General features: G+C 70.3%; 12 protein-coding genes and 1 pseudogene. 8 read left to right on the top strand and 5 right to left on the bottom strand.

Annotated features, from left to right (window positions below; all coding sequences use genetic code 11):
* The first annotated feature begins 29 nt into the window (after positions 1–29).
* The 3 genes from LNW71_RS01840 to LNW71_RS01830 all read left to right on the top strand — a co-directional run bounded on the left by LNW71_RS01840 (position 30) and on the right by LNW71_RS01830 (position 2,768).
* A complete protein-coding gene (locus LNW71_RS01840; protein WP_250971858.1) occupies positions 30–1,814 on the top strand; it encodes a CocE/NonD family hydrolase in 1,785 nt (594 codons plus the stop codon).
* Positions 1,815–1,945: 131 nt separating this feature from the next.
* A complete protein-coding gene (locus tag LNW71_RS01835) occupies positions 1,946–2,185 on the top strand; it encodes a LapA family protein (RefSeq protein ID WP_250966607.1) in 240 nt (79 codons plus the stop codon).
* Positions 2,186–2,213: 28 nt separating this feature from the next.
* Positions 2,214–2,768 carry a GNAT family N-acetyltransferase gene (locus LNW71_RS01830; protein ID WP_250966606.1) on the top strand — a complete coding sequence of 185 codons (555 nt, stop codon included), beginning with the start codon at positions 2,214–2,216 and terminating at the stop codon, positions 2,766–2,768.
* Positions 2,769–2,985: 217 nt separating this feature from the next.
* Here the strand turns inward: LNW71_RS01830 and LNW71_RS01825 are convergent, their stop codons facing one another.
* Entirely contained in the window at positions 2,986–3,933 is a 948-nt protein-coding gene (locus LNW71_RS01825; protein WP_250966605.1) for a MerR family transcriptional regulator, read from the bottom strand.
* A 94-nt stretch (positions 3,934–4,027) separates the two neighbouring features.
* Here LNW71_RS01825 and LNW71_RS01820 point away from each other — a divergent pair, with 94 nt between their 5' ends.
* The 4 genes from LNW71_RS01820 to LNW71_RS01805 all read left to right on the top strand — a co-directional run bounded on the left by LNW71_RS01820 (position 4,028) and on the right by LNW71_RS01805 (position 10,206).
* Positions 4,028–5,551, top strand: coding sequence for an alpha/beta hydrolase (locus LNW71_RS01820; RefSeq protein ID WP_250966604.1), 1,524 nt, complete (start codon positions 4,028–4,030; stop codon positions 5,549–5,551).
* 596 nt (positions 5,552–6,147) lie between these two features.
* Positions 6,148–7,668, top strand: a complete 1,521-nt coding sequence (locus LNW71_RS01815) for a gluconokinase, GntK/IdnK-type (RefSeq protein WP_250966603.1) — start codon at positions 6,148–6,150, stop codon at positions 7,666–7,668.
* A 284-nt stretch (positions 7,669–7,952) separates the two neighbouring features.
* Positions 7,953–8,792 carry an SDR family oxidoreductase gene (locus LNW71_RS01810; protein WP_250966602.1) on the top strand — a complete coding sequence of 280 codons (840 nt, stop codon included), beginning with the start codon at positions 7,953–7,955 and terminating at the stop codon, positions 8,790–8,792.
* A gap of 112 nt (positions 8,793–8,904) precedes the next feature.
* Positions 8,905–10,206 (top strand): DUF2254 domain-containing protein, encoded by a 1,302-nt coding sequence (locus tag LNW71_RS01805; protein WP_250966601.1) that lies wholly within the window; start codon positions 8,905–8,907, stop codon positions 10,204–10,206.
* 53 nt (positions 10,207–10,259) lie between these two features.
* Here the strand turns inward: LNW71_RS01805 and LNW71_RS01800 are convergent, their stop codons facing one another.
* The 4 genes and pseudogenes from LNW71_RS01800 to LNW71_RS01785 all read right to left on the bottom strand — a co-directional run bounded on the left by LNW71_RS01800 (position 10,260) and on the right by LNW71_RS01785 (position 16,517).
* Entirely contained in the window at positions 10,260–11,252 is a 993-nt protein-coding gene (locus LNW71_RS01800) for a TrmB family transcriptional regulator (RefSeq protein WP_250966600.1), read from the bottom strand.
* Positions 11,253–11,389: 137 nt separating this feature from the next.
* The gene (locus tag LNW71_RS01795) at positions 11,390–12,835 is read right to left on the bottom strand and encodes a PA domain-containing protein (RefSeq protein ID WP_250971857.1); all 1,446 of its coding nucleotides are present in this window, start codon (positions 12,833–12,835) and stop codon (positions 11,390–11,392) included.
* A gap of 864 nt (positions 12,836–13,699) precedes the next feature.
* Positions 13,700–14,745, bottom strand: a pseudogene (locus LNW71_RS01790) (S8 family serine peptidase); the annotation flags it as partial.
* Positions 14,746–15,236: 491 nt separating this feature from the next.
* A complete protein-coding gene (locus LNW71_RS01785) occupies positions 15,237–16,517 on the bottom strand; it encodes a glutamate decarboxylase (protein WP_250966599.1) in 1,281 nt (426 codons plus the stop codon).
* Positions 16,518–16,861: 344 nt separating this feature from the next.
* Between LNW71_RS01785 and LNW71_RS01780 the strand changes: the two genes are divergently transcribed.
* Complete coding sequence (locus LNW71_RS01780) at positions 16,862–18,700, top strand: glycoside hydrolase family 15 protein (protein ID WP_250966598.1); 1,839 nt, start codon at positions 16,862–16,864, stop codon at positions 18,698–18,700.
* Positions 18,701–18,736: the final 36 nt, after the last annotated feature.

Here is an 18,736-nt window from a genome sequence, read left to right as displayed (position 1 = left end):
TTTCCGGCTCCCGTTTCCGTTCCCGCTCGATGTCACTGTCCCGCAAACCGCTCGCCTGCCTCGTGGGTGCCGTGCTCGCCGCCCCGCTCGCACTCGCCGGCACCGCGCAGGCCGGGACGCCGGACACGGACGGCGAATACACCGTCACGCCACTGAAGTTCACCGTGTCCGCGGGCGGTAGGTCCTGCGTCGTGGACGCGGACCTCTACCGCCCCGCCGGCGCCGACGCACAGCACCCGGCGCCAGCCGTGCTCGCCACCAACGGCTTCGGCGGCAGCAAGTCGGACGGCTCGACCGACGGCATCGGCAAGGCCTTCGCCTCGCGCGGCTACGCCGGGCTCGTCTACTCCGGACTCGGCTTCGGCAAGTCCGGCTGCCTCATCACGCTCGACGACCCGGGGACCGACGGCAAGGCGGCCGCGGCCCTGGTCGACTTCCTCGGTGGGACCCGCGCGGCGGACGACGGCACCAAGGCCGACTTCGTCACCCAGGACGGGCCAGGCGACCCCCGGGTCGGCATGATCGGCGGCTCGTACGGCGGAGCGGTCCAGATGGCCACCGCCGCCGTCGACGAACGCGTCGACGCCCTGGTCCCGCTGATCACCTGGAACGACCTCGCCTACTCGCTCGCGCCCAACAACATCGGTGCGGCCAAGGGTGTCTCCTCCGGCACCGCCGGGGTCTTCAAGTGGCAGTGGACCAACGGCTTCTACCTGATGGGGGAGGGGCAGACGATTCTCAACGCCAGCCTCGACCCGTCCCGTTTCGGCAACCTGACCTGCCTCCACTTCGCCGCTCAGGCCTGCGACACCATCCGGCTGCTCAACTCCGGCCGCTACCCGGCCGACAGGACCGCCGCCATGCTCGACTACGCGCGCAGCGTCTCCCCGGTCTCGTACCTGAGCCGGGTGAAGGCGCCCACGCTCCTGGTCCAGGGCCAGGCCGACAGCCTCTTCAACCTCAACGAGGCCACCGCCACGTACAAGGCGCTCAAGGCGCAGGGCACCACGGCCAAGATGATCTGGCAGGCCTGGGGCCACAGCGGCGGCCAGGTCGACGGCGAACTCGACCTGGGTCAGGGCAACCTGGAGAGCAGCTACGTCGGCGGACGCATCCTCGCCTGGTTCGACCGCTACCTCAGGCACGAGACGAACGCCGACACCGGCCCGGAGTTCGCGTACTACCGCGACTGGCAGAGCGGGTACGGCACCGCGGCAGCCGTGCCGGGTCCGACACGGACGATGTACCTCTCCGGCGACGGCAAGCTCGTCGACAACCGCTCCAAGGTCGCACGCGGCAGTCGGCAGTACAGCAACTGGCTGGTACCCACCAGCCATTCGGAGAGCTCGCTCGCCGGACTCATCGGACTGCCCGACCCCGAGCCGTACGACACCAAGGGCACCTACCTCGGCTGGACCAGCGCCCCGCTGACCTCGGCCGTCGATGTGGTCGGCGCCCCGAAGGCGACCCTGAAGGTCGTCTCGCCGAAGACGGAGCGCGTGCAGAACAGCGGCGACGCCGCCGACAAGCTCGTGCTGTTCGCCAAGGTGTACGACGTCGCGCCGGACGGCTCCAAAACGCTGGTGAACCGGCTCGTCTCACCGGTACGGGTACCGGACGTGACCCGGTCGTTCACCGTGCAGCTGCCCGGTATCGTCCACCGGTACGAGGCGGGGCACCGGCTGGAATTCGTGATCGCCGCCAGCGACACCGCGTACTCGGGCAACCGCGGCATCAAGCCGGTCACGGTCGTCAGCGCACCCGAGGACACGGGAGTGCTGGAGCTGCCCGTGGTCGGCGGCACCGTGAACTGAACGGAAGCGGCGAGCACCTGCCGCGCCACCGTCACCCGTACGGGCGTACAGGACCGCCCCCCGGCACCAGGACGCACCCATTCTGGTGCCTGGGGGCAGTGGCGCACCAGGACCAGGGAAGGGGCCGGTTCATGAGCCCGAAAGACGTGTCGAGTGGCGGGCGGAGCGGCACGGGGCCGTTCACCCCGGCCCGCATTCTGGTCCTCGTCATCGCGATCCTGTCGATCGTCTTCATCGCGGAGAACACGGGCGACGTCACGGTCCGTGTCCTGATCCCGCTGGTGACCATGCCGCTCTACGCGGCCCTCATCGCGATGTTCGCGGCCGGGATGGCCTGCGGGGCGTACGTCTTCCGGAGGCGGCCCAAGTAGTCCGGCGCGCACGATCTAGGCTGGTCGGATGTCCGACACCACCTACCTGGCCGAGGGCCCGCGCACAGCGATCCGCCCCTTCACCCCCGCAGACGCCGAGGAATTCACCGCCCGCGCCCGGGAGAGCCGGGAACTGCACCGGCCCTGGCTGTTCCCGCCCGTCGACCGCGACGGCTACGCCGCGTACGCGAGCGTGCTCATGGAAGACCCCACGAGGGCCGGCTTCCTCGTGTGCGAGCGGACCGGCGCCGGAAGCGCGGCGGACGGAGGGATCGCCGGCTTCATCAACATCAACAACATCGTCATGGGCGGGTTCCGCTGCGGCGCGCTCGGATACGGCGGCTTCGCGCACGCGACCGGCCGCGGACTGATGGGCGAGGGGCTCGACCTCGTCCTGCGGCACGCCTTCGGCCCCCTCGGCCTGCACCGCCTGGAAGCCAACATCCAGCCGTCCAACGAGGGCTCGGTCGCACTGGTGCGCAGGGCCGGTTTCCGGCTGGAGGGCTTCTCGCCGGACTTCCTCTTCATCGACGGCGCCTGGCGCGACCACGAGCGCTGGGCGATCACCGCCGACATGCGCTGACGTGGGCCGAGCGGTCGGTGCCGCCTCAGGTGACGGCGAGCTGCTCCTCCAGCGCGAGCAGCTCGCGGAGACCGAGTTGTGGCGGCTGCCGGCCGGCAGTGGCGGCATGGGCGAGGAAGCGGCCGTCGAGAACGAGGTGAAGGCGGCAGGGTCGACGCCCGGAGAGACGTGCCGCTGCCTCCGGAACCGGACCGCGCCCGGTGGATCTGCGTGGAACTCAGCCCGCCGCTGCGGCTGTCTGCGCATGCAGAGCCGCGAACAGCCAGTCGTGCGCGGACCCCGGGTTCGGCTCCTGCGGCCCGCCCGGCGGGCTGATCACCTCGGCGAACAGCTCCCAGTAACGGTCGATCCGCGGATCAGCCGCGAGCTGCCCGACCAGCAGGCCGCGGAAGGCCGGGGTGTCCCGGCTGCCGTACGCGCCCGCGTACGCGTCCACGAAGCTGTCCAGTTCCTCGCCCGCGTACGGCCCCACGCCCCGGCGCAGTGGGGTGCCGGCCAGTTCGTACGCCTGCGCCAGCCCGGCGTACAGCACGGCCGACTCACGGGCCCCCGCCGCCTTGTGCGCCGCGGGCTGGGGCTGCTCCGCTCCGGTGCACGGGCGGGTCACGAAGGCGTACAGCCGGGCGAACGCGAGGACCTGCGCCGGGTCCGGGTCGTCCGGCGGCTGCGGGACCGTCGCTTCCAGGAACGCCGCGGTCGCCCGGGCCGGCATCCGCGGCGGCAGCCACGACCGCCAGAAGCGGGCAAGCGGGGCCGTGCTCGGAGGGGCTGCCACCGCCCCGATCAGGCGCAACCGGTCCGCCCGCTCGCCCGGTTGGCACTCCTGCACCAGTCGCAGCCCGGCCTCCCGCCAGCGCAGCGCCTTGAGCTGGGAGCCCAGCTCGCGCAGCTGCCCCGCGACGGCGTCCTCCAGCACGCTGCCCGCCTTGTCCTCCTCGTCGAGGATGCGGTGCACCTCGCGCACCGGCAGGCCCAGGGAGCGCAGGGAACGCACCAGGCGCAGCCGGCCGAGCGCCTCGGGGCCGTACCGGCGGTGTCCCCCGGCGCTGCGGGAGGCCTCGGGCAGCAAGCCGCGGTCGGAGTAGAAGCGGACTGCCTTGACGGTGACGCCCGCGCGCTCGGCGAGCTCGCCGATGCTGCACAGGCCGTCGTGCGACGTGAACACTTGAACCTCCCTCAGGGGGAGCTTCTACGGTACCGGCGAGCGCACCGGACCGACCTGGCCGGTCCGCCGATGACGAGGTACCGAGGAGAGGCCGATGACCGCATTCATCCTGGTGTCGGGCATGTTCACCGGCGCACACGTATGGGAGGACACCGCCGCGCGGCTGGTCTCGGCGGGCGCCGAGGCGCTTGCGCTGACCCTCACCGGGCTCGAAGGGGCCCGCGGTACCGCGGTGGCCGCCGTCGATCTGGAGACCCACATCGAGGACGTGCTGGAGGCGATCGACAAGCTGGGGACCGGGGCCGGCCAGGAGATCGTGCTGGTCGGTCACGACTACGGCATCCACCCGGTGCTCGGCGCCGCCGACCGGCGGGCGGAGCGCATCGGCCGGATCGTCTGTCTGGACTCGGGGATGCCGCAGGACGGCGTGCCCGCACTGGCCGCGGTGCCTGACCAGTCCCTGCGCGAGGAGCTGGCCGGGGGCGCCGGTACGCATGGGGAACACGGCGAGCTGCTGCCCCCACCGGCCCGCGACGCGTGGCAGCGCTGGGGCAGCACCGCGGGCATCCCCGACGCGGCGCTGGACCGGCTCACCGCTCTTGCGGCGCCGCAGCCGCTGCGCACCCTGCTCCAGCCGCTGCGACTGACCGGCGAGGCGGCTTCGTTGCCCACCACCGGCGTGCTGTGCAGCGCCAACGGTGCGAGCATCGAGATGGTTCAGATGAGGGTGGGCTTCGGTGAACCCGCTCTGCAGGTCCTGACCGATCCCCGGGTCAGCTTCTTCGAACTCCCCACCGGACACTGGCCGATGCTGTCCCTCCCGGCCGAACTCGCGGAGGTTCTGCTGCGGGCCGCGGCAGGCGAGGGGCACCGGCTGGTGCCGCCCGGCGCCGCGGAGCCGCCCGCGCACCTGCGGCCGTTCCTGCTGGACGTGCCGGAGGTCCCGCGCGAGCGGAGGGGGAAGGTCGACCTGTACCTGCCCGACGCCGAAGGCCCCCGTCCGGCCGTGGTCTTCGTGCACGGCGGACCGGTACCCGCCGAGGCCCGGCCGACTCCGCGGGACTGGCCGACGCTGACGGGGTACGCCGGGTACGCGGCCGGGCAGGGGGTCGTGGGCGTGACCCTTGACCACGGCCTGCACGGCCTGGCCGACTACGGACGCGCCGCGGCGGACGTGGCCGCCGCGGTGGAGCTGGTCCGGGCCGACCCGCGGGTGGACGCGGACCGGGTCGCCCTGTGGTTCTTCTCCGGCGGCGGCCTCATCGCGGCGGACTGGCTGAGGCAGCCTCCGGCGTGGCTGCGGTGCCTGGCGGCCACTTACCCGATCCTGGCGCCGTTGCCGAACTGGGGCCCGTTCGACAGCCGGTTCCGGCCGGCGGACGCGGTGGCCGGCGCGGGTTCGCTGCCCGTCGTGGTCACGCGGGTGGGGCGCGAGGCGGCCGAGATCGCCGTCACCGTCGAGGAGTTCCTGACCGCGTCCAGGAGCTGCGGGGCGGCGGTCGAGGTCGTCGACGCACCGAACGCCCGGCACGCCTTCGAAGGCCTGGACCCGACGGAGGAGTCACGCGAGGCGGTACGCCGCGCGATGCGCTCGGTGTTGGGCCACCTGACGGGCTGAGCGGCCCGGGGTCGCGTGCCGTCGGCCGGCAGCGCCATGACGTCCGGGTGCGCCGGAGCGGCTTCCGGGCGGCGGCGCCATGGCGTCGGTGTACCGCGCCGGAGGTGGCTCGCCCCGGCGGCCGCCATCCTGATGTGCGAAGTCGGCGATGCGAGCCTCGTGGCGCCGCACCTGCGCTGCGTCCTGCCGTGACGAGGGTGGCTGCGGACCGTTCGGCCGTGCCGAGCCAGGGTCTTTCGTTTGGATCAGGCGCGAGGTGCGGGGCACGCGAGCCCGGCATGATCCGAACGAGAGCCCTGGCCCACCGGTGGGGCCCCACGGAGGACGACAGGACTACCAGGGGGCTGCCTCCCGTCCAGCCGAGATGCGCCACCCGGCCGGGTGGCCGAGATTGGAGGTACCGCCCCGACGGCAGCACCGCACCCCGCTTCGTGACACGGAGGGACCTGGATGACGAGCGACCGCACGGCACCCCGCCTCGCTGCTGCGACGGCCTGCGGCGGCGTGATGCCGGTGGCAGGCGGCTCGGAGCTCACTGAGGACGGTGGCCGGGCCTTGCGTACATTCGCCCTCCCCCGAAGGGGTTGACGTCCCGCATGTCCACAGCAGCCGCCCGCGACGAAGCGTGCGAACCATCGGCTTCCCTGGTGCTGGTCGTCGGCATGTCCGGCTCCGGCAAGACCACCGTGGGCCGGCTCCTTGCCGAGCGGCTCGGCTGGTCGTACCGGGACGCGGACGATTTCCACTCCGCGACGGCCCGCGCCGAGATGGCAGCCGGTCAGGCACTCACGGACACCGATCGTGGGCCCTGGCTGGATGCCATCTCCGCGTGGCTGGACCACGAGATCGCCGCGGACCGGCCGGCTGTCCTGAGCTGTTCAGCCCTCAAGCGTGCCTACCGTGACCGGCTGCTGCGCGGGAGACCCGGAGTGCGCCTGGTGTACCTGCATGGCGCACCGGAGCTGATTCGCTCCCGGCTCTCCGAGAGACGGGGCCACTTCTTTCCGGCGACCCTGCTGGAGAGCCAGATCGCTGCCTTCGAGGAGCCGCAACCGGACGAGCGTCCGCTGGTGGCGGAGATCGACCAGCCGCCGGAGGCGATCGTCGCCGCGCTGGCCTCGCTGCTGCGCCGCGCCCCCGCGGACGGCGGGGCGCCCCCGGGGCGCGCCCCGGAACCCATGGCCTCGTCCACAGCGTCCGCCGTCGGTCCCACAGGTGAACAATGGACCTTGAGGTGGCAGGGGCAGAAGGCCGTCGTGGTCCAACTGGGCGCCGCGCTTCGCCACTACGAGGTGGACGGCCGGGCCCTGCTGGACGGCTTCGCCTCCGATGCCCCCGTCACCGGCGGGCGGGGACAACTGCTCGTCCCCTGGCCCAACCGCATCGGCGGCGGCCGCTATCACTTCGACGGGGCGGACCTGCAACTCCCGCTCACCGAACCGGAAAAGGGCAACGCGATCCACGGCCTCGTCCGCTGGGCCCCGTGGCAGTTGCAGGCCCGGAGCGAGGAATCGCTGCGGTTGGGTACCGTGATCCGCCCGCAGCCGGGCTATCCCTTCCTGCTGGACGTCACCGCCGAATACCGGCTCGGGCCCGCCGGGCTCGACGTCGTGATCCGTGCGACGAATACGGGGAACGGGCCCGCTCCCTACGGTGTGGGGCAGCATCCCTATCTCACGCTCGGCACCGGCCAGGTCGACACGGTGGTGCTGACAGTGCCCGCGCGGGACCGCTTCCTCACCGACGACCGGGGCCTGCCGGTCGGCCGGGAACCTGTCGAAGGCTCGGACTTCGACTTCCGTGCGGCTCGCCCCGTCGGCTCCCAGCGGCTGGACACGGCCTTCGGCCTCGACCGCGTCGACGGCGGCGTGGCCGTCGTGCGGCTGGCGCACCCCTCAGGGGCTCACGGGGTGGACGTCCGGCTCGGCGAAGGCGCTCGATACGTGCAGATCTACACGGGCGACACGCTTCCGGAGACCGAGCGCCGCCGGGGCATCGCGGTAGAACCCATGTCCTGCCCGCCGGACGCCTTCCGCAGCGGCCCCGGCCCCGACGTACTGGAGCCGGGGGAGACGCATGTGCTCCGATGGGGCCTCACGCCGTGGCGGGTCTCCTGAACACGTCCAGGCCCTCCGGGTCTCCTTCCTGCACGGCTTGTTGCACGGCCGGGCGTGAGCGCTGCGCCCTGCCGGCGCAGGCGCCCGCGGGGCGAGGAGGCGCCACCGTCGTGAGGGCATGCGCCGAGCGTCCGGCGCCGCTGAGCCGACCGGGGGAAGCCGCTGCATCCAATGGCCCAACAGGGACCCGCCCGCGCCGCGGCCGGGCCCGTCCGGTGATTGCCTGACCCCTGCCCGGCAGCGGCCGGACGGACCGAAGTGGCGCAGCGAGGAGACAGGGCATCATGGATTCCCACGTCGAGGCAGTGCGGGGTGCTCTGCCGGCCGGCCTGCTGAAGGGCCAGACAGCACTGGTGACCGGCGCCAACTCGGGCATCGGCAAGGCCACCGCCATCGGACTTGGCCGGGCCGGCGCAAATGTGGTGGTCAACTACGTGAGCGATCGTGACGCGGCCGAGCAAGTGGTCCAGGAGATCGCCTCGTTCGGTGTGCGCGCCGTGGCCCACGAGGCGGACGTCTCGCAGGAGACCCAGGTGACCGAGATGGTGGGCCGGACGGTCCAGGACTTCGGCACCCTCGACATCCTGGTCGCCAATGCCGGTATGCAGCGGGACGCCAAGTTCACCGAAATGACTCTTGCCCAGTGGCAGAAGGTCCTCGACGTCAACCTCACGGGCCAGTTCCTGTGCGCACGGGAGGCGGCCAAGGAGTTCCGCCGGCGCGGAGTGGTCCCCGAGGTGTCCCGGGCGGCCGGGAAGATCGTCTGCATGAGCTCGGTGCACCAGCTCATCCCCTGGGCAGGCCACGTGAACTACGCCTCTTCCAAGGGAGGCGTGCAGATGATGATGCAGACCCTGGCCCAAGAGCTCGCACCGGAGAAGATCCGGGTGAACGCCGTCGCCCCCGGGGCGATCAAGACCCCCATCAACCGCAGTGCCTGGGAGACGGCGGAGGCCCGGCAGGACCTCCTCCGACTGATCCCCTACGACCGGATCGGGGACCCCGAGGACATCGCCCACGCCGTTGTCCTTCTCGCGTCCGACCTCATGGACTACGTCGTGGGGACGACCCTCTACGTCGACGGCGGGATGACACTCTTCCCCGGATTCGCCACCGGCGGCTGACCGCTTTCGCAGGTGCTGCTGACCCCCGGCACCGAACGGTGAGGCCCGCTCGCGTACGTGTCCCGTCCGGGCAGTCGTCAGGCCTGCCCCGGTCCGAACGAAGGGATGCCACATGCGCGACATGATGTCCTGGGCCGCCGTCTTCCGCCTGCGGCAGTACGCGAAGGCGAGCCTGTGGATCACGCCGTTGTTCGGTCTCGTGCTGGGAGTCGTCCTGGCCGAACTGGCCATCAGCGCCGACAGTTCGCACTGGCCGCCGAGCGGCTGGCGCTATTCGGCGACGACGGCGAGCGGAGTTCTGAGCGCCATCGTCGGGGCGATGATCGCCCTTCTGGGGTTCGTCGTGACCATCGGTGTGCTCGTCATCCAGCAGGCCACCGGAACCCTGTCCCCGAGGTACATGCGGCTCTGGTACCGGGACCGGCTGCAGAAGACCGTGCTGGCCACGTTCATCGGCACATTCGCTTTCGCCTTCTCCTTGTTGCGCAGTATCGAGTCGAACTCGGTGCCGGACCTCGGCGTCACCCTCGCCGGCGCGGCCGTGGCCGTCAGCCTGCTGTTGCTGCTCATCTATCTCAACCGCTTCACGCACAACCTCAGGCCTGTCGCCATCGCAGATCTCGTCGGCCGCATGGGGGAGGACGTCTTCCTGCACGGGGCCCGGACCATCAGGGCCTCGGCGCCGGACCACGGTGCAGCCGTGCAACCGCGCGGACCGGTGACCGTCGTCCGCGCGACCGGAAGCGGTGCCGTCCAGGCCCTGCACATCACGGGCCTCTCGGCTGTCGCCGCGCGCCACGGCTGTGTGCTCTCGGTACCCCATGTGATCGGCGACTACGTCCATCGAGGCGCTGTCCTCGTCGAAGTCCACGGCGGCACGTCGATCCCGGAAAGCGCACGGGTCAACGGTCTCATCGCGCTCGGCCCGGAGCGGACGATCGAACAGGACCCGGCCTTCGCCCTGCGGGTGCTCGTCGACATCGCCATCCGGGCCCTTTCGCCCGCCGTCAACGATCCCACCACCGCCGTACAGGTCCTCAACCACATCGAGTCGTTCCTCACCGTGATCGGCCGGTCCCCGCTCCCTGGCCGGTACGTGCTGACCGGTGACGACGGCAGGCCGCGGCTCGTGCTGCGGGGGAGAGCGTGGGAGGACTACCTCCAGCTCGCTGTCTGCGAGATCCGCGACTACGGGGCGACGTCCGTACAGGTCTGCCGACGGCTGCGCGCGCTCTTCGACGCGCTGCTCGACAGCCTGCCGCCCGCGCACCATCCGGCGGTCCTGGCAGAGGCGGACCTCCTGCGTGAGTCGGTGGAACGGGCCTTCCCTGACGAGGCTCGCCGTGCCGTCGCACGGACGGCCGACAGCCAGGGCGTGGGCGGCAGGTCCCGGGCCGACCGGCAGCCGGGGTGACCGGAGCTCCGGACCGCTCGGAGCCGGCCGCACGGCCGGGACCGAGCGCCCGCTCAGCGGGGCTTCACCCAGCCGTGCCGGACGGCGTGACCGCCGAGCTGCATCCGCGTCCGGACTCCGGCGATGTCCATCAGGCGGCGCAGGCGTCGGTGCAGCGTGCGCGGTGAGAGTCCGAGCTGCGTCGCGGCCGTGGGGTCGGTGAGACCGGCCAGCAGCAGGGCGAGAATCTTCCGGTCGAGGTCGGTCGGGCCTTCCGCGCCGAGCTCGACGGTGGGTTCGGCCTCCGCGCCGGAGCCGGACAGTTCGAGCGGGTGCGCGGTGCGCCACACGGTCTCGAACAGCGCGTCCAGCGCGTCCAGCAGGCCGCTGCGGTGCAGCAGCACGGCGCCGGGCACCCCGGCCGGGGTGACGGCGAGCGGGACGAGGCCGAGGTCGGCGTCGGCCAGCACGAGTTTCATCGGCAACTCGTCGGCGACACGGAGTTCCACGCCGTTGCGCAGCGAATCGACCGCGTCGGTGATGATGCCGGGCTCCGCCAGCACGGCCCGGTCCAGTACCACCCGGAAGTGCACGCCACGGCCGATGGCCATGGGTTCGGCCGAGTTCTCCTCAGGGGGCACGGCGACGAACGGCGCGGTGATGAAGGTGCGTACCTGCGTGCGGGCGGCCTGCTGCACCTGGAGGAAGCGGTGGCGGATGGCGTCGACGCCGGTGACGACCTCGATCAGGTCGCTGATGCTGTTCCCGGTCATCGCCGCCCGGTGCTCCTCGGCGAAGGTCACCAGCGCCTGCTCGGCCACCCGCAGTCCGTCCCGGCGCTGGCTGATGAGAGCGCCGAGTGCCATCGCCGGCGGCGCGGCGGTGAACTGCTCATCCACCGACCTGATCACAAGCCCCCAGCCGACCAGATGGCGCAAGGCCTCGTCGATGTGCGCCGGCGGCACCCGCAGCAGTTCCGACAGCAGCGCCGCAGTGCAGTTCGGCCGTCCGAGCACCGCCCGGTAGACGCGCTCGTCATCGGGCTCCAGGCCCAGGACATCCAGCATCGGCGACCGACTCTCTTCCGCTTGCCGCAGCGGGGAGAGTATGCGCCATGGTGGCAGGCCCTGAATAGTTCCTGCTGGGAGCAGGTGTGACGGGAAGGGCCCCGGGAAGTCGCCTCCCCGGGGCCCGACAGTGCGGTTCATCGCAGGCCGTACGCCCGGATGATCTCGTTCTTGACGCTGAAGCCGCTGTCCTTCTCGGCGCTCGCGCGGACCGAGAGGAAGCCGCCAGGCTTCTTCGCCGTCCTGAAAGAACCCTTCCAGTAGCCGCCGGCGCCCTTGGCCAGGGTCACCTTCTGCCAGGTGGCCCCGTCGTCGTACGAGACGTCCAGCTTCACCTTGGAGACGGTGCCCGGGACGGTGCCGAGGTTCATCGACACCGGCTTGAGCGCGATCTGCTGGGTCGCATTGGCCTTGACGTCGCCGTGCAGGTCCGACTCCAGCTTGTAGTCCAGGTTCAGCACCGAGAACGGCTCGAAGAAGTCCGAGTCGACGGAGGCGGACATGAACGTCCACTCGGTGTGGGTGCGCGTCGACAGCCGGAAGACGTCGCCGGGCCGCTCCGCGTCGAGGACAGCGCGGTAGGGCAGGTTGCCCGCCGGCACCTCCTGCCACTGCATGTCTCCGCCGTTCGGGTTGTCGTCGATCAGCTTGTCGCCCTGGAAGACCTGCAGGTGGGTCGGCGTCTCGCCCCACGGCAGGTAGCCGCCCAGCCGCATGTTGTCGCTGGCGGAGGCCCACGCCTGCACGTTCCAGGTCATGTAGTTCTGCCAGCGGGAGTTGTACACACCGAAGGACTCGCTCTGGCCGGGCCGGGTCGCCGGAGCGAACCAGTCCAGACGGGTGGTGCTGCCCTTGGCATACGTGTTGTCGCCCGACACCATCGACCACGGCAGAGGTCCGTCGACGCCCTGCGTGTGGAACTCCCTCCAGACCTGGCCCGGGGTCACCCATTCGGTGCGGGTGCCCGGGTGCCACTCGGCCTCGGGGAGGTTGAACGACGGGCTGAGGGTGAAGTCGGACCGGTAACCTTCCGCCAACCCGCCGTCCGTGGCCGAGTAGTAGCGGGCATCGATCCGGGCGAGGTCACCCTTGGTCGGCTTGTAGACCAGGGCCCGGTCAGGCACCTGGCCGGGGTATTCCCGGGTCAGGTCGTAGACGAACGGCGTGTACTCGGTCTGCTTGGCGGTCAGCGTCAGAATACCGGCCTTGGCCATAGCAACAAGGGTCCTGCCCGCGTCGCGGTGCACGGTGGCGACCGGGACGGCCGACTCGCCGACGTACTCCATGAGGGGACCGACGCCGTCGTTGACCACGATCAGCGCCTTCGCACCGGCAGCGGCGGCTGCTTCGGCGCGCTCCTGCGGCGGGACCTCGTCGCTGCGCCTGACGACGACGACCTTGCCCTTGGCCCTGACCTTCTTGTATTCGGCCGCCGCGCCGTTGCCCGCGTAGACGGCGTCCAGCCGGTCCGTGGCGGTGCCCAGCGCGCTGCCCGCCTGCACCAGCGCCTCGAAACGGAGCCGACCGCCCAGTGCGCTCAGGCCGAGCTGCGGCTCGCCCTTGCGCCAGCGGGTGGTCAGCATGAACTCGCCCTGCTTCATCGGCTCCGTCGGGGCGACGTAGACGTCGTCGTACGTCGGCGGCAGCACGTACGCGCTGCGGTAGTCCAGGAACGGGTCGAGACCCTTGTAGTGGACGTTGAAGTCGACCTTGCGCTGGCGGTCCTCGGTGCGCTGCGGCGCCTCGGTCTGCAGCAGGCGTGCCTTGCTCGCGTCCAGCACCACGTCCATGGAGCGGTCCTTGAGCACGGTCTCCGGGTCGACCAGCACGGCCAGACCCGAGCGGTCCGCCTTCTCGCCGGCCACGTCGATGTACCCCGCGACGGTGTACATGCCGGGTGCCATGCGCATGGTGGTCGAGCCGTCGACGTAGACGTTCCACGGCCAGGAGTCGCCGGCCAGGTTGATCCCCACCCAGCCGGCCGCGGGCTTGCCGTCCCGGCCGACCAGCTTGATGTTCAGGTCGTAGCGCTCCTCCTCCTTGAGCAGCGCCACGGACGTGCGGGTCACCGGCTTCCCGGTGGCCACGTCGGTGGCTGTCACATAGCCGGTGTGCCGGCCGGCCGACGCGGTCTGCGGGTCACCGGTCACCGGGACGGCAGCGGTGCCGCCTGCCGGGACGGTCACCTTGGTGGCGCCCAGCGCGAACGGGCCGTCCTCGTCGGTCAGCGCCAGCTTCAGCGAGACATCGGCGGAACCGGAGTTGGTGAAGGTCAGGTCCTTCGTGACGGCGACGTCACTCGGCTCGTGCGGCCACGTGTAGTTGCCGAAGAAGAGCGATCCGGTGGCGCGGACCGAGGTGCGCACGGCGGCGGCCACGTCGACACGGCCGGTGCCGACCTCGTACGGCGAGTACCCGTTGTCCAGGCCGTTCGCCGTGCTCATCAGGTGTTCCTTGAGCTGCTTGCCGGTCCAGTCAGGGTGCTGCTGGGCCAGGATCGCCGCCGCGCCGACCACGTGCGGAGTGGCCATCGAGGTGCCGCTGAGGGTGCGGTAGAGGCCCTCGCCGCCGTCGGTCATCTCCTGCGAGCGGGCCGCGGTGATGTCCACGCCGGGCGCCGCGATGTCCGGCTTCATGCCGCCGGAGTAGGCCAGCGGGCCGGTGCTGGAGAAGGACGCGAGCCGGTCCTGCTTGTCCGTGGCGGCCACGGTCAGTGCCGAGGCGGCCGCGCCCGGGGCGGAGATGCTCTCCGGGCCCGCGTTGCCGGCGGCGATGACGAACAGGGTGCCGTACTGCTCGGACAGCGCGTCGACCGTCTGCGACATCGGGTCGCTGCCGTCCGTCGGGTAGGAGTCGCCGAGGCTCATGTTGACGACGTCCGCACCCGATTCAGCCGCCCACTGCATGCCGGCCATGACCCACGAGTCCTGGCCGTATCCCTCCGCGCCGCCGAGTACCTTGCCGACGAACAGGTCGGCGCCGGGGCGACGCCCTTGTAGTCGCCGCCGGACGCTGCGCCCGATCCGACGATCGTGCTGGCCACATGCGTGCCGTGCCCGTTGACGTCGGTGACGGCCTCACCCGGCACGAAGCTGGTCGTGCCGTCGATCAGGCCGGCGAAGTCGGGGTGGTTGACGTCGATGCCGGTGTCGAGCACCGCGACCTTGACGCCCTTGCCGGTGTATCCGGCCGCCCAGGCCTCGGGCGCGCCGATCAGCGGCACGCTCTCCTTGAGGTTGGCCTTCACGCGACCGTCGAGCCACAGTTTCGTGACACCCGCGCCCAACTTCGCGCTGCCTTGCGGCGCGACGCTGCTCCAGAAGGTGCGGGCCTGCCGCTTCTCGGTGCTGAGCGCGGCACCGCCGATGCCCTTGAGCCTGCGGGTCAGCTTGCTGCCACGGGGGGCCGACGGCTCGGCGGCCGAGCGGGACTTCGGCTGGGCGTATGCCGCGATCAGCGGCACCGTGGCCGACTTCGCGTCGTCGTAGCCCATCTCGATCAGGTCCGTGACGTTGAACAGCCGCCTGTCCAGCACACCTTTGCCCAGCAGCGGCGCAGCCTCGTCCGGGGTGACGAACAGGTCGCCCTTGATCTCCTGGATCTTCACACCGCCGACCGCGCTGTCCGGCCGGTCGACGTCTGCGATCTGTTTGCCGTCTGCCGTCGTGGTGACGGTGACGACGTCGCCGGTGACCAGGGTGACCTTGTGGGTCGCCGAGGGCTTGGCGGGAACGGTGGGCTTGCTCGGAGCGGCCTGTGCGGGCGCGTGCAGAACTGCGAGCCCGGACGCCAGCAGCGGCACCACGGTGGCAGTCGAGATCAACTGCCAGCGTCTGCGCCGGGAGGCGGAAGACTGAGAGAGGGAGAACATGCCATGGGTCTATCGGCCGCGAACACCTGAGGTGAAGGCCTGGCGACGGCAAGTCCACGCCATGGCAAGGACTCGCCAACCGCAAAGGGCCCGAACGGCTCTGCCGCAGGGCGTCAGTAGCCGGTACCGCGCTTGACCTGGGCCCGCTCGATCCGGTGGGCGGCGCCCTTGTCGTCCAGAGTGCGACACGCGTCGGCGATGTCCTGGCCCAGACGATCGATCTGCTCGCGGCTCAGGGTCTCCTTCACCAGGGCACGCATGATCTTCACCCGCTCCGCGTTGGGCGGGAGGGTGTACGCCGGCACCATCCAGCCGCGCTCGGCCGCGAGTTGCCAGGCGACGTCCGACTCGTCGTAGGAATGCTTTCCGGAGAGGCGGAAAGCAACCAGAGGCAACTGCTCAAGGTCGCTGCCGATCACCTCGAAGCGGCCGCTGTCGCGCAGGTTGTCCGCCAACGCGTGGGCGTTCTCCTGCATCAACTTCATGACATAGGTGTAGCCCTGGCGGCCGAGCCGCACGAAGTTGTAATACTGCGCGAGCACCATGGACGCGCCGGTGGAGAAGTTCAGGGTGAACGTCGAGTCCGTCTTGCCCAGATAGTTCTCGTAGAACACGAGCTTCTCGGCCAGGTCGGCCTCCTCGCGGAAGATCAACCAACCGATTCCGGGATACACCAGGCCGTACTTGTGTCCCGAGACATTGATCGAACGGACCTGCTCGAGCTGGAAGTCCCATTTCGAGTCCGGGTACAGGAAGGGCCACACGAACGCGCCGCTGGCGCCGTCGACGTGGATCGGAATGTCGAGGTCCCGCTCCTTGCGGATCTCGCGCAGGAGTTTGTCGATACCGACGACATCGTCCTTGTGGCCGGTGAAAGTGGTGCCGAGGACGGCGACGACGCCGATCGTGTTCTCGTCGACGTGGGGCTCCACATCCTCCGGGCCGATCGTGTACTTGCCCTCGGCGAGCGGCATGATCCGCGGCTCGACGTCGAAGTAGCGGCAGAACTTCTCCCACACGACGTGCACGTCCCCGCCGAAGACCAGGTTGGGGCGGTCGGCCGGGAGATTGGCCGCCTCGCGGCGCTCGCGCCACTTCCACTTCAGCGACAGGGCCCCGAGCATGATCGCCTCGGAGGAGCCCTGGGTCCGGCATCCGGTCGTCTTGCCGGGGGCGTGGAAGAGGTCGGCGAGCATGCGCACGCAACGCTGCTCGATCTCGGCGGAAATGGGGTACTCGGCGTGGTCGATGAAATTGCGGTGGAGGTTCTCGGCGATGAGCCGTTGCGCCTCCGGCTCCATCCAGGTGGTGACAAATGTGGCGAGGTTGCGTTGTGGGTCACCCTCCATGGCGAGATCCACATCCACGAGCCTCATCGCGTCCGTCGCGGCCATTCCGTTCTCGGGGAAGGTGTCCGAGGGGCGGGTGCGGTCAGAAACCGATTACCGAAGAGGGCCGCGTCGTCGCGCATAGTCATGCGGCGATTCAAACAGTTCCGGCGCTCGCCTCCGGTAGGGACACGCCGAGGTGCGCAGCGAGGCCACGATCGCGCACGTGGCCGCATATCAAAGCTATTTGGAGAATTTTTGCCAGGAGGAAGTGCGCCAGGGTGGCAGAGGCCGAGAGTAAAGGCCGGTAGCGGAAGTGGTCACTGCCGCTACCAGGAGTTACTGCTATGTCAGGACGGGACGTCTTCATTGGCCTAGGCTTGGCAATCGGGGTCGAAAGGGGAGTCAAGATGGATGAATACCCCCTGATCGAGAACCATGGTCTGATCGGTGATCTGCAGACTGCGGCTCTCGTCTCCACCGACGCGACGATCGACTGGTTCTGCTGTCCGCGCTTCGATTCCCCCAGCGTCTTCGGCGCGCTGCTCGACCGACAGCGGGGCGGGCACTTCACCGTCAGACCGGCCGCGGACAGCTACACCACCAAGCAGCTCTACCACCCGGACACCGCCGTGCTCGTGACGCGGTTCATGACCGAGGCCGGAGCCGGTGAGGTGGTCGACTTCATGCCGGTGACCGGTACGACGGCGACCGACCGGCACCGGTTGGTGCGGATGCTGCGCTGTGTCCGCGGCAGCATGACCTTCGAAGGGGAGATCGCCCCGCGCTTCGACTACGGACGCCAGCCGCACGAGCTGCACATCACGGAGCACGGGGCGCTGTTCACCTCGCAGGACCTGAACCTCGCGGTCCACGCCGTCCGTGAGCCGCAGGACGAGCGGCTGCTGAACATCCTCTCGGGCGACAACGACCTGCGCTTCACCCTGGATCTGCAAGCGGGACAACAGCGCGGCCTGGTCATGGAGTCGGCCCCCGGCGGACCGCCGCACGAAGTCGGCGGGGCGGAGTTCGAGCAGCTTTTCGACGGGACGGTCCAGTTCTGGCGCTCGTGGATCAACCAGTCGACCTACACGGGCCGTTGGCGGGAGGCGGTCGAGCGTTCAGCCGTGACCCTGAAGCTCATGACCTACGCGCCGACCGGCGCCCTGGTCGCCGCTCCCACCACGGCTCTGCCGGAGCAGCTGGGAGGAGAGCGCAACTGGGACTACCGGTTCACCTGGATCCGTGACGCGTCCTTCTCGGTGTACGCCCTGCTGGGCATGGGTTTCAAGGAGGAGGCGGCGGCGTTCAACAGCTGGTTGCACGATCGCGTGAAGGAAAAGGCCGGCCAGGGGGACGGGGCCGGGCCGCTGAACATCATGTACCGCGTCGACGGCTCGTCCGACATGGTCGAGGAGACCCTGGAGCACTGGGAGGGGTACTGCGGCTCCGCCCCGGTCCGCATCGGCAACGGAGCGGCGACCCAGCGCCAACTGGACATCTACGGTGAGGCGCTCGACAGTATCTACTTCGCGCACCAGCACGGCATGCACCTCGACCACCGGGGCTGGACCGCGCTGCACACGCTGCTCGACTGGCTGGTCGACCACTGGGACCAGCCGGGAGAAGGGCTCTGGGAGACCCGCGGCGGCCGCAAGGACTTCACCTACGGCCGCGTGATGTCCTGGGTCGCCTTCGACCGCGCCATTCGGATCGCCTACGACGACGGCCGCCCCGCCGCCCGCGGCCGCTGGGTGGACGCGCGCGACGAGATCTACGCGCAGGTGCTCAGCCGGGGCTGGGACCCGAAGAGGCAGGCCTTCGTGCAGCATTACGGCGACGACGTGCTCGACTCGTCGCTGCTGCGGATGCCGACGGTCGGCTTCATCACGCCCGACGACCCGATGTGGAAGTCCACCCTGGACGCGATGGAGCACGAGCTGGTCAGCGACAGCCTGGTCTACCGCTACAACCCCGAGGCCTCACCCGACGGGTTGCGGGGCTCCGAGGGAACCTTCTCGCTGTGTACGTTCATGTACGTCGACGCCCTGGCGCGGGCCGGACGCGTCGACCAGGCCAGGCTGGTACTGGAGAAGATGCTCACCTACGCCAACCACCTGGGCCTGTACTCCGAGGAGATCGGCCTGACGGGGCGCCAGCTGGGCAACTTCCCGCAGGCCTTCACGCACTTGGCCCTGATCGACGCGGCGATCACCTTGGACGCGAAGCTCAATGCGGGCAGCCCTTAGGGAGGTTGCGCCGCCAATGGGCAGCTGTCCGCAACC

The sequence above is a fragment of the Streptomyces sp. RKAG290 genome (assembly GCF_023701695.1).
GTDB lineage: Bacteria > Actinomycetota > Actinomycetes > Streptomycetales > Streptomycetaceae > Streptomyces.
Note: the sequence above shows the minus strand (reverse complement) of the source record. Positions and strands in the feature narration are given on the sequence as shown.

Bases quoted from the DNA above. Each gene is read 5' to 3' on its own strand.
- LNW71_RS01840 (WP_250971858.1), top strand. From the start codon at position 30: ATGTCACTGTCCCGCAAACCGCTCGCCTGCCTCGTGGGTGCCGTGCTC.
- LNW71_RS01835 (WP_250966607.1), top strand. From the start codon at position 1,946: ATGAGCCCGAAAGACGTGTCGAGTGGCGGGCGGAGCGGCACGGGGCCG.
- LNW71_RS01830 (WP_250966606.1), top strand. From the start codon at position 2,214: ATGTCCGACACCACCTACCTGGCCGAGGGCCCGCGCACAGCGATCCGC.
- LNW71_RS01820 (WP_250966604.1), top strand. From the start codon at position 4,028: ATGACCGCATTCATCCTGGTGTCGGGCATGTTCACCGGCGCACACGTA.
- LNW71_RS01815 (WP_250966603.1), top strand. From the start codon at position 6,148: ATGTCCACAGCAGCCGCCCGCGACGAAGCGTGCGAACCATCGGCTTCC.
- LNW71_RS01810 (WP_250966602.1), top strand. From the start codon at position 7,953: ATGGATTCCCACGTCGAGGCAGTGCGGGGTGCTCTGCCGGCCGGCCTG.
- LNW71_RS01805 (WP_250966601.1), top strand. From the start codon at position 8,905: ATGCGCGACATGATGTCCTGGGCCGCCGTCTTCCGCCTGCGGCAGTAC.
- LNW71_RS01800 (WP_250966600.1), bottom strand. From the start codon at position 11,252: ATGCTGGATGTCCTGGGCCTGGAGCCCGATGACGAGCGCGTCTACCGG.
- LNW71_RS01795 (WP_250971857.1), bottom strand. From the start codon at position 12,835: ATGCTGACCACCCGCTGGCGCAAGGGCGAGCCGCAGCTCGGCCTGAGC.
- LNW71_RS01785 (WP_250966599.1), bottom strand. From the start codon at position 16,517: ATGGCCGCGACGGACGCGATGAGGCTCGTGGATGTGGATCTCGCCATG.
- LNW71_RS01780 (WP_250966598.1), top strand. From the start codon at position 16,862: ATGGATGAATACCCCCTGATCGAGAACCATGGTCTGATCGGTGATCTG.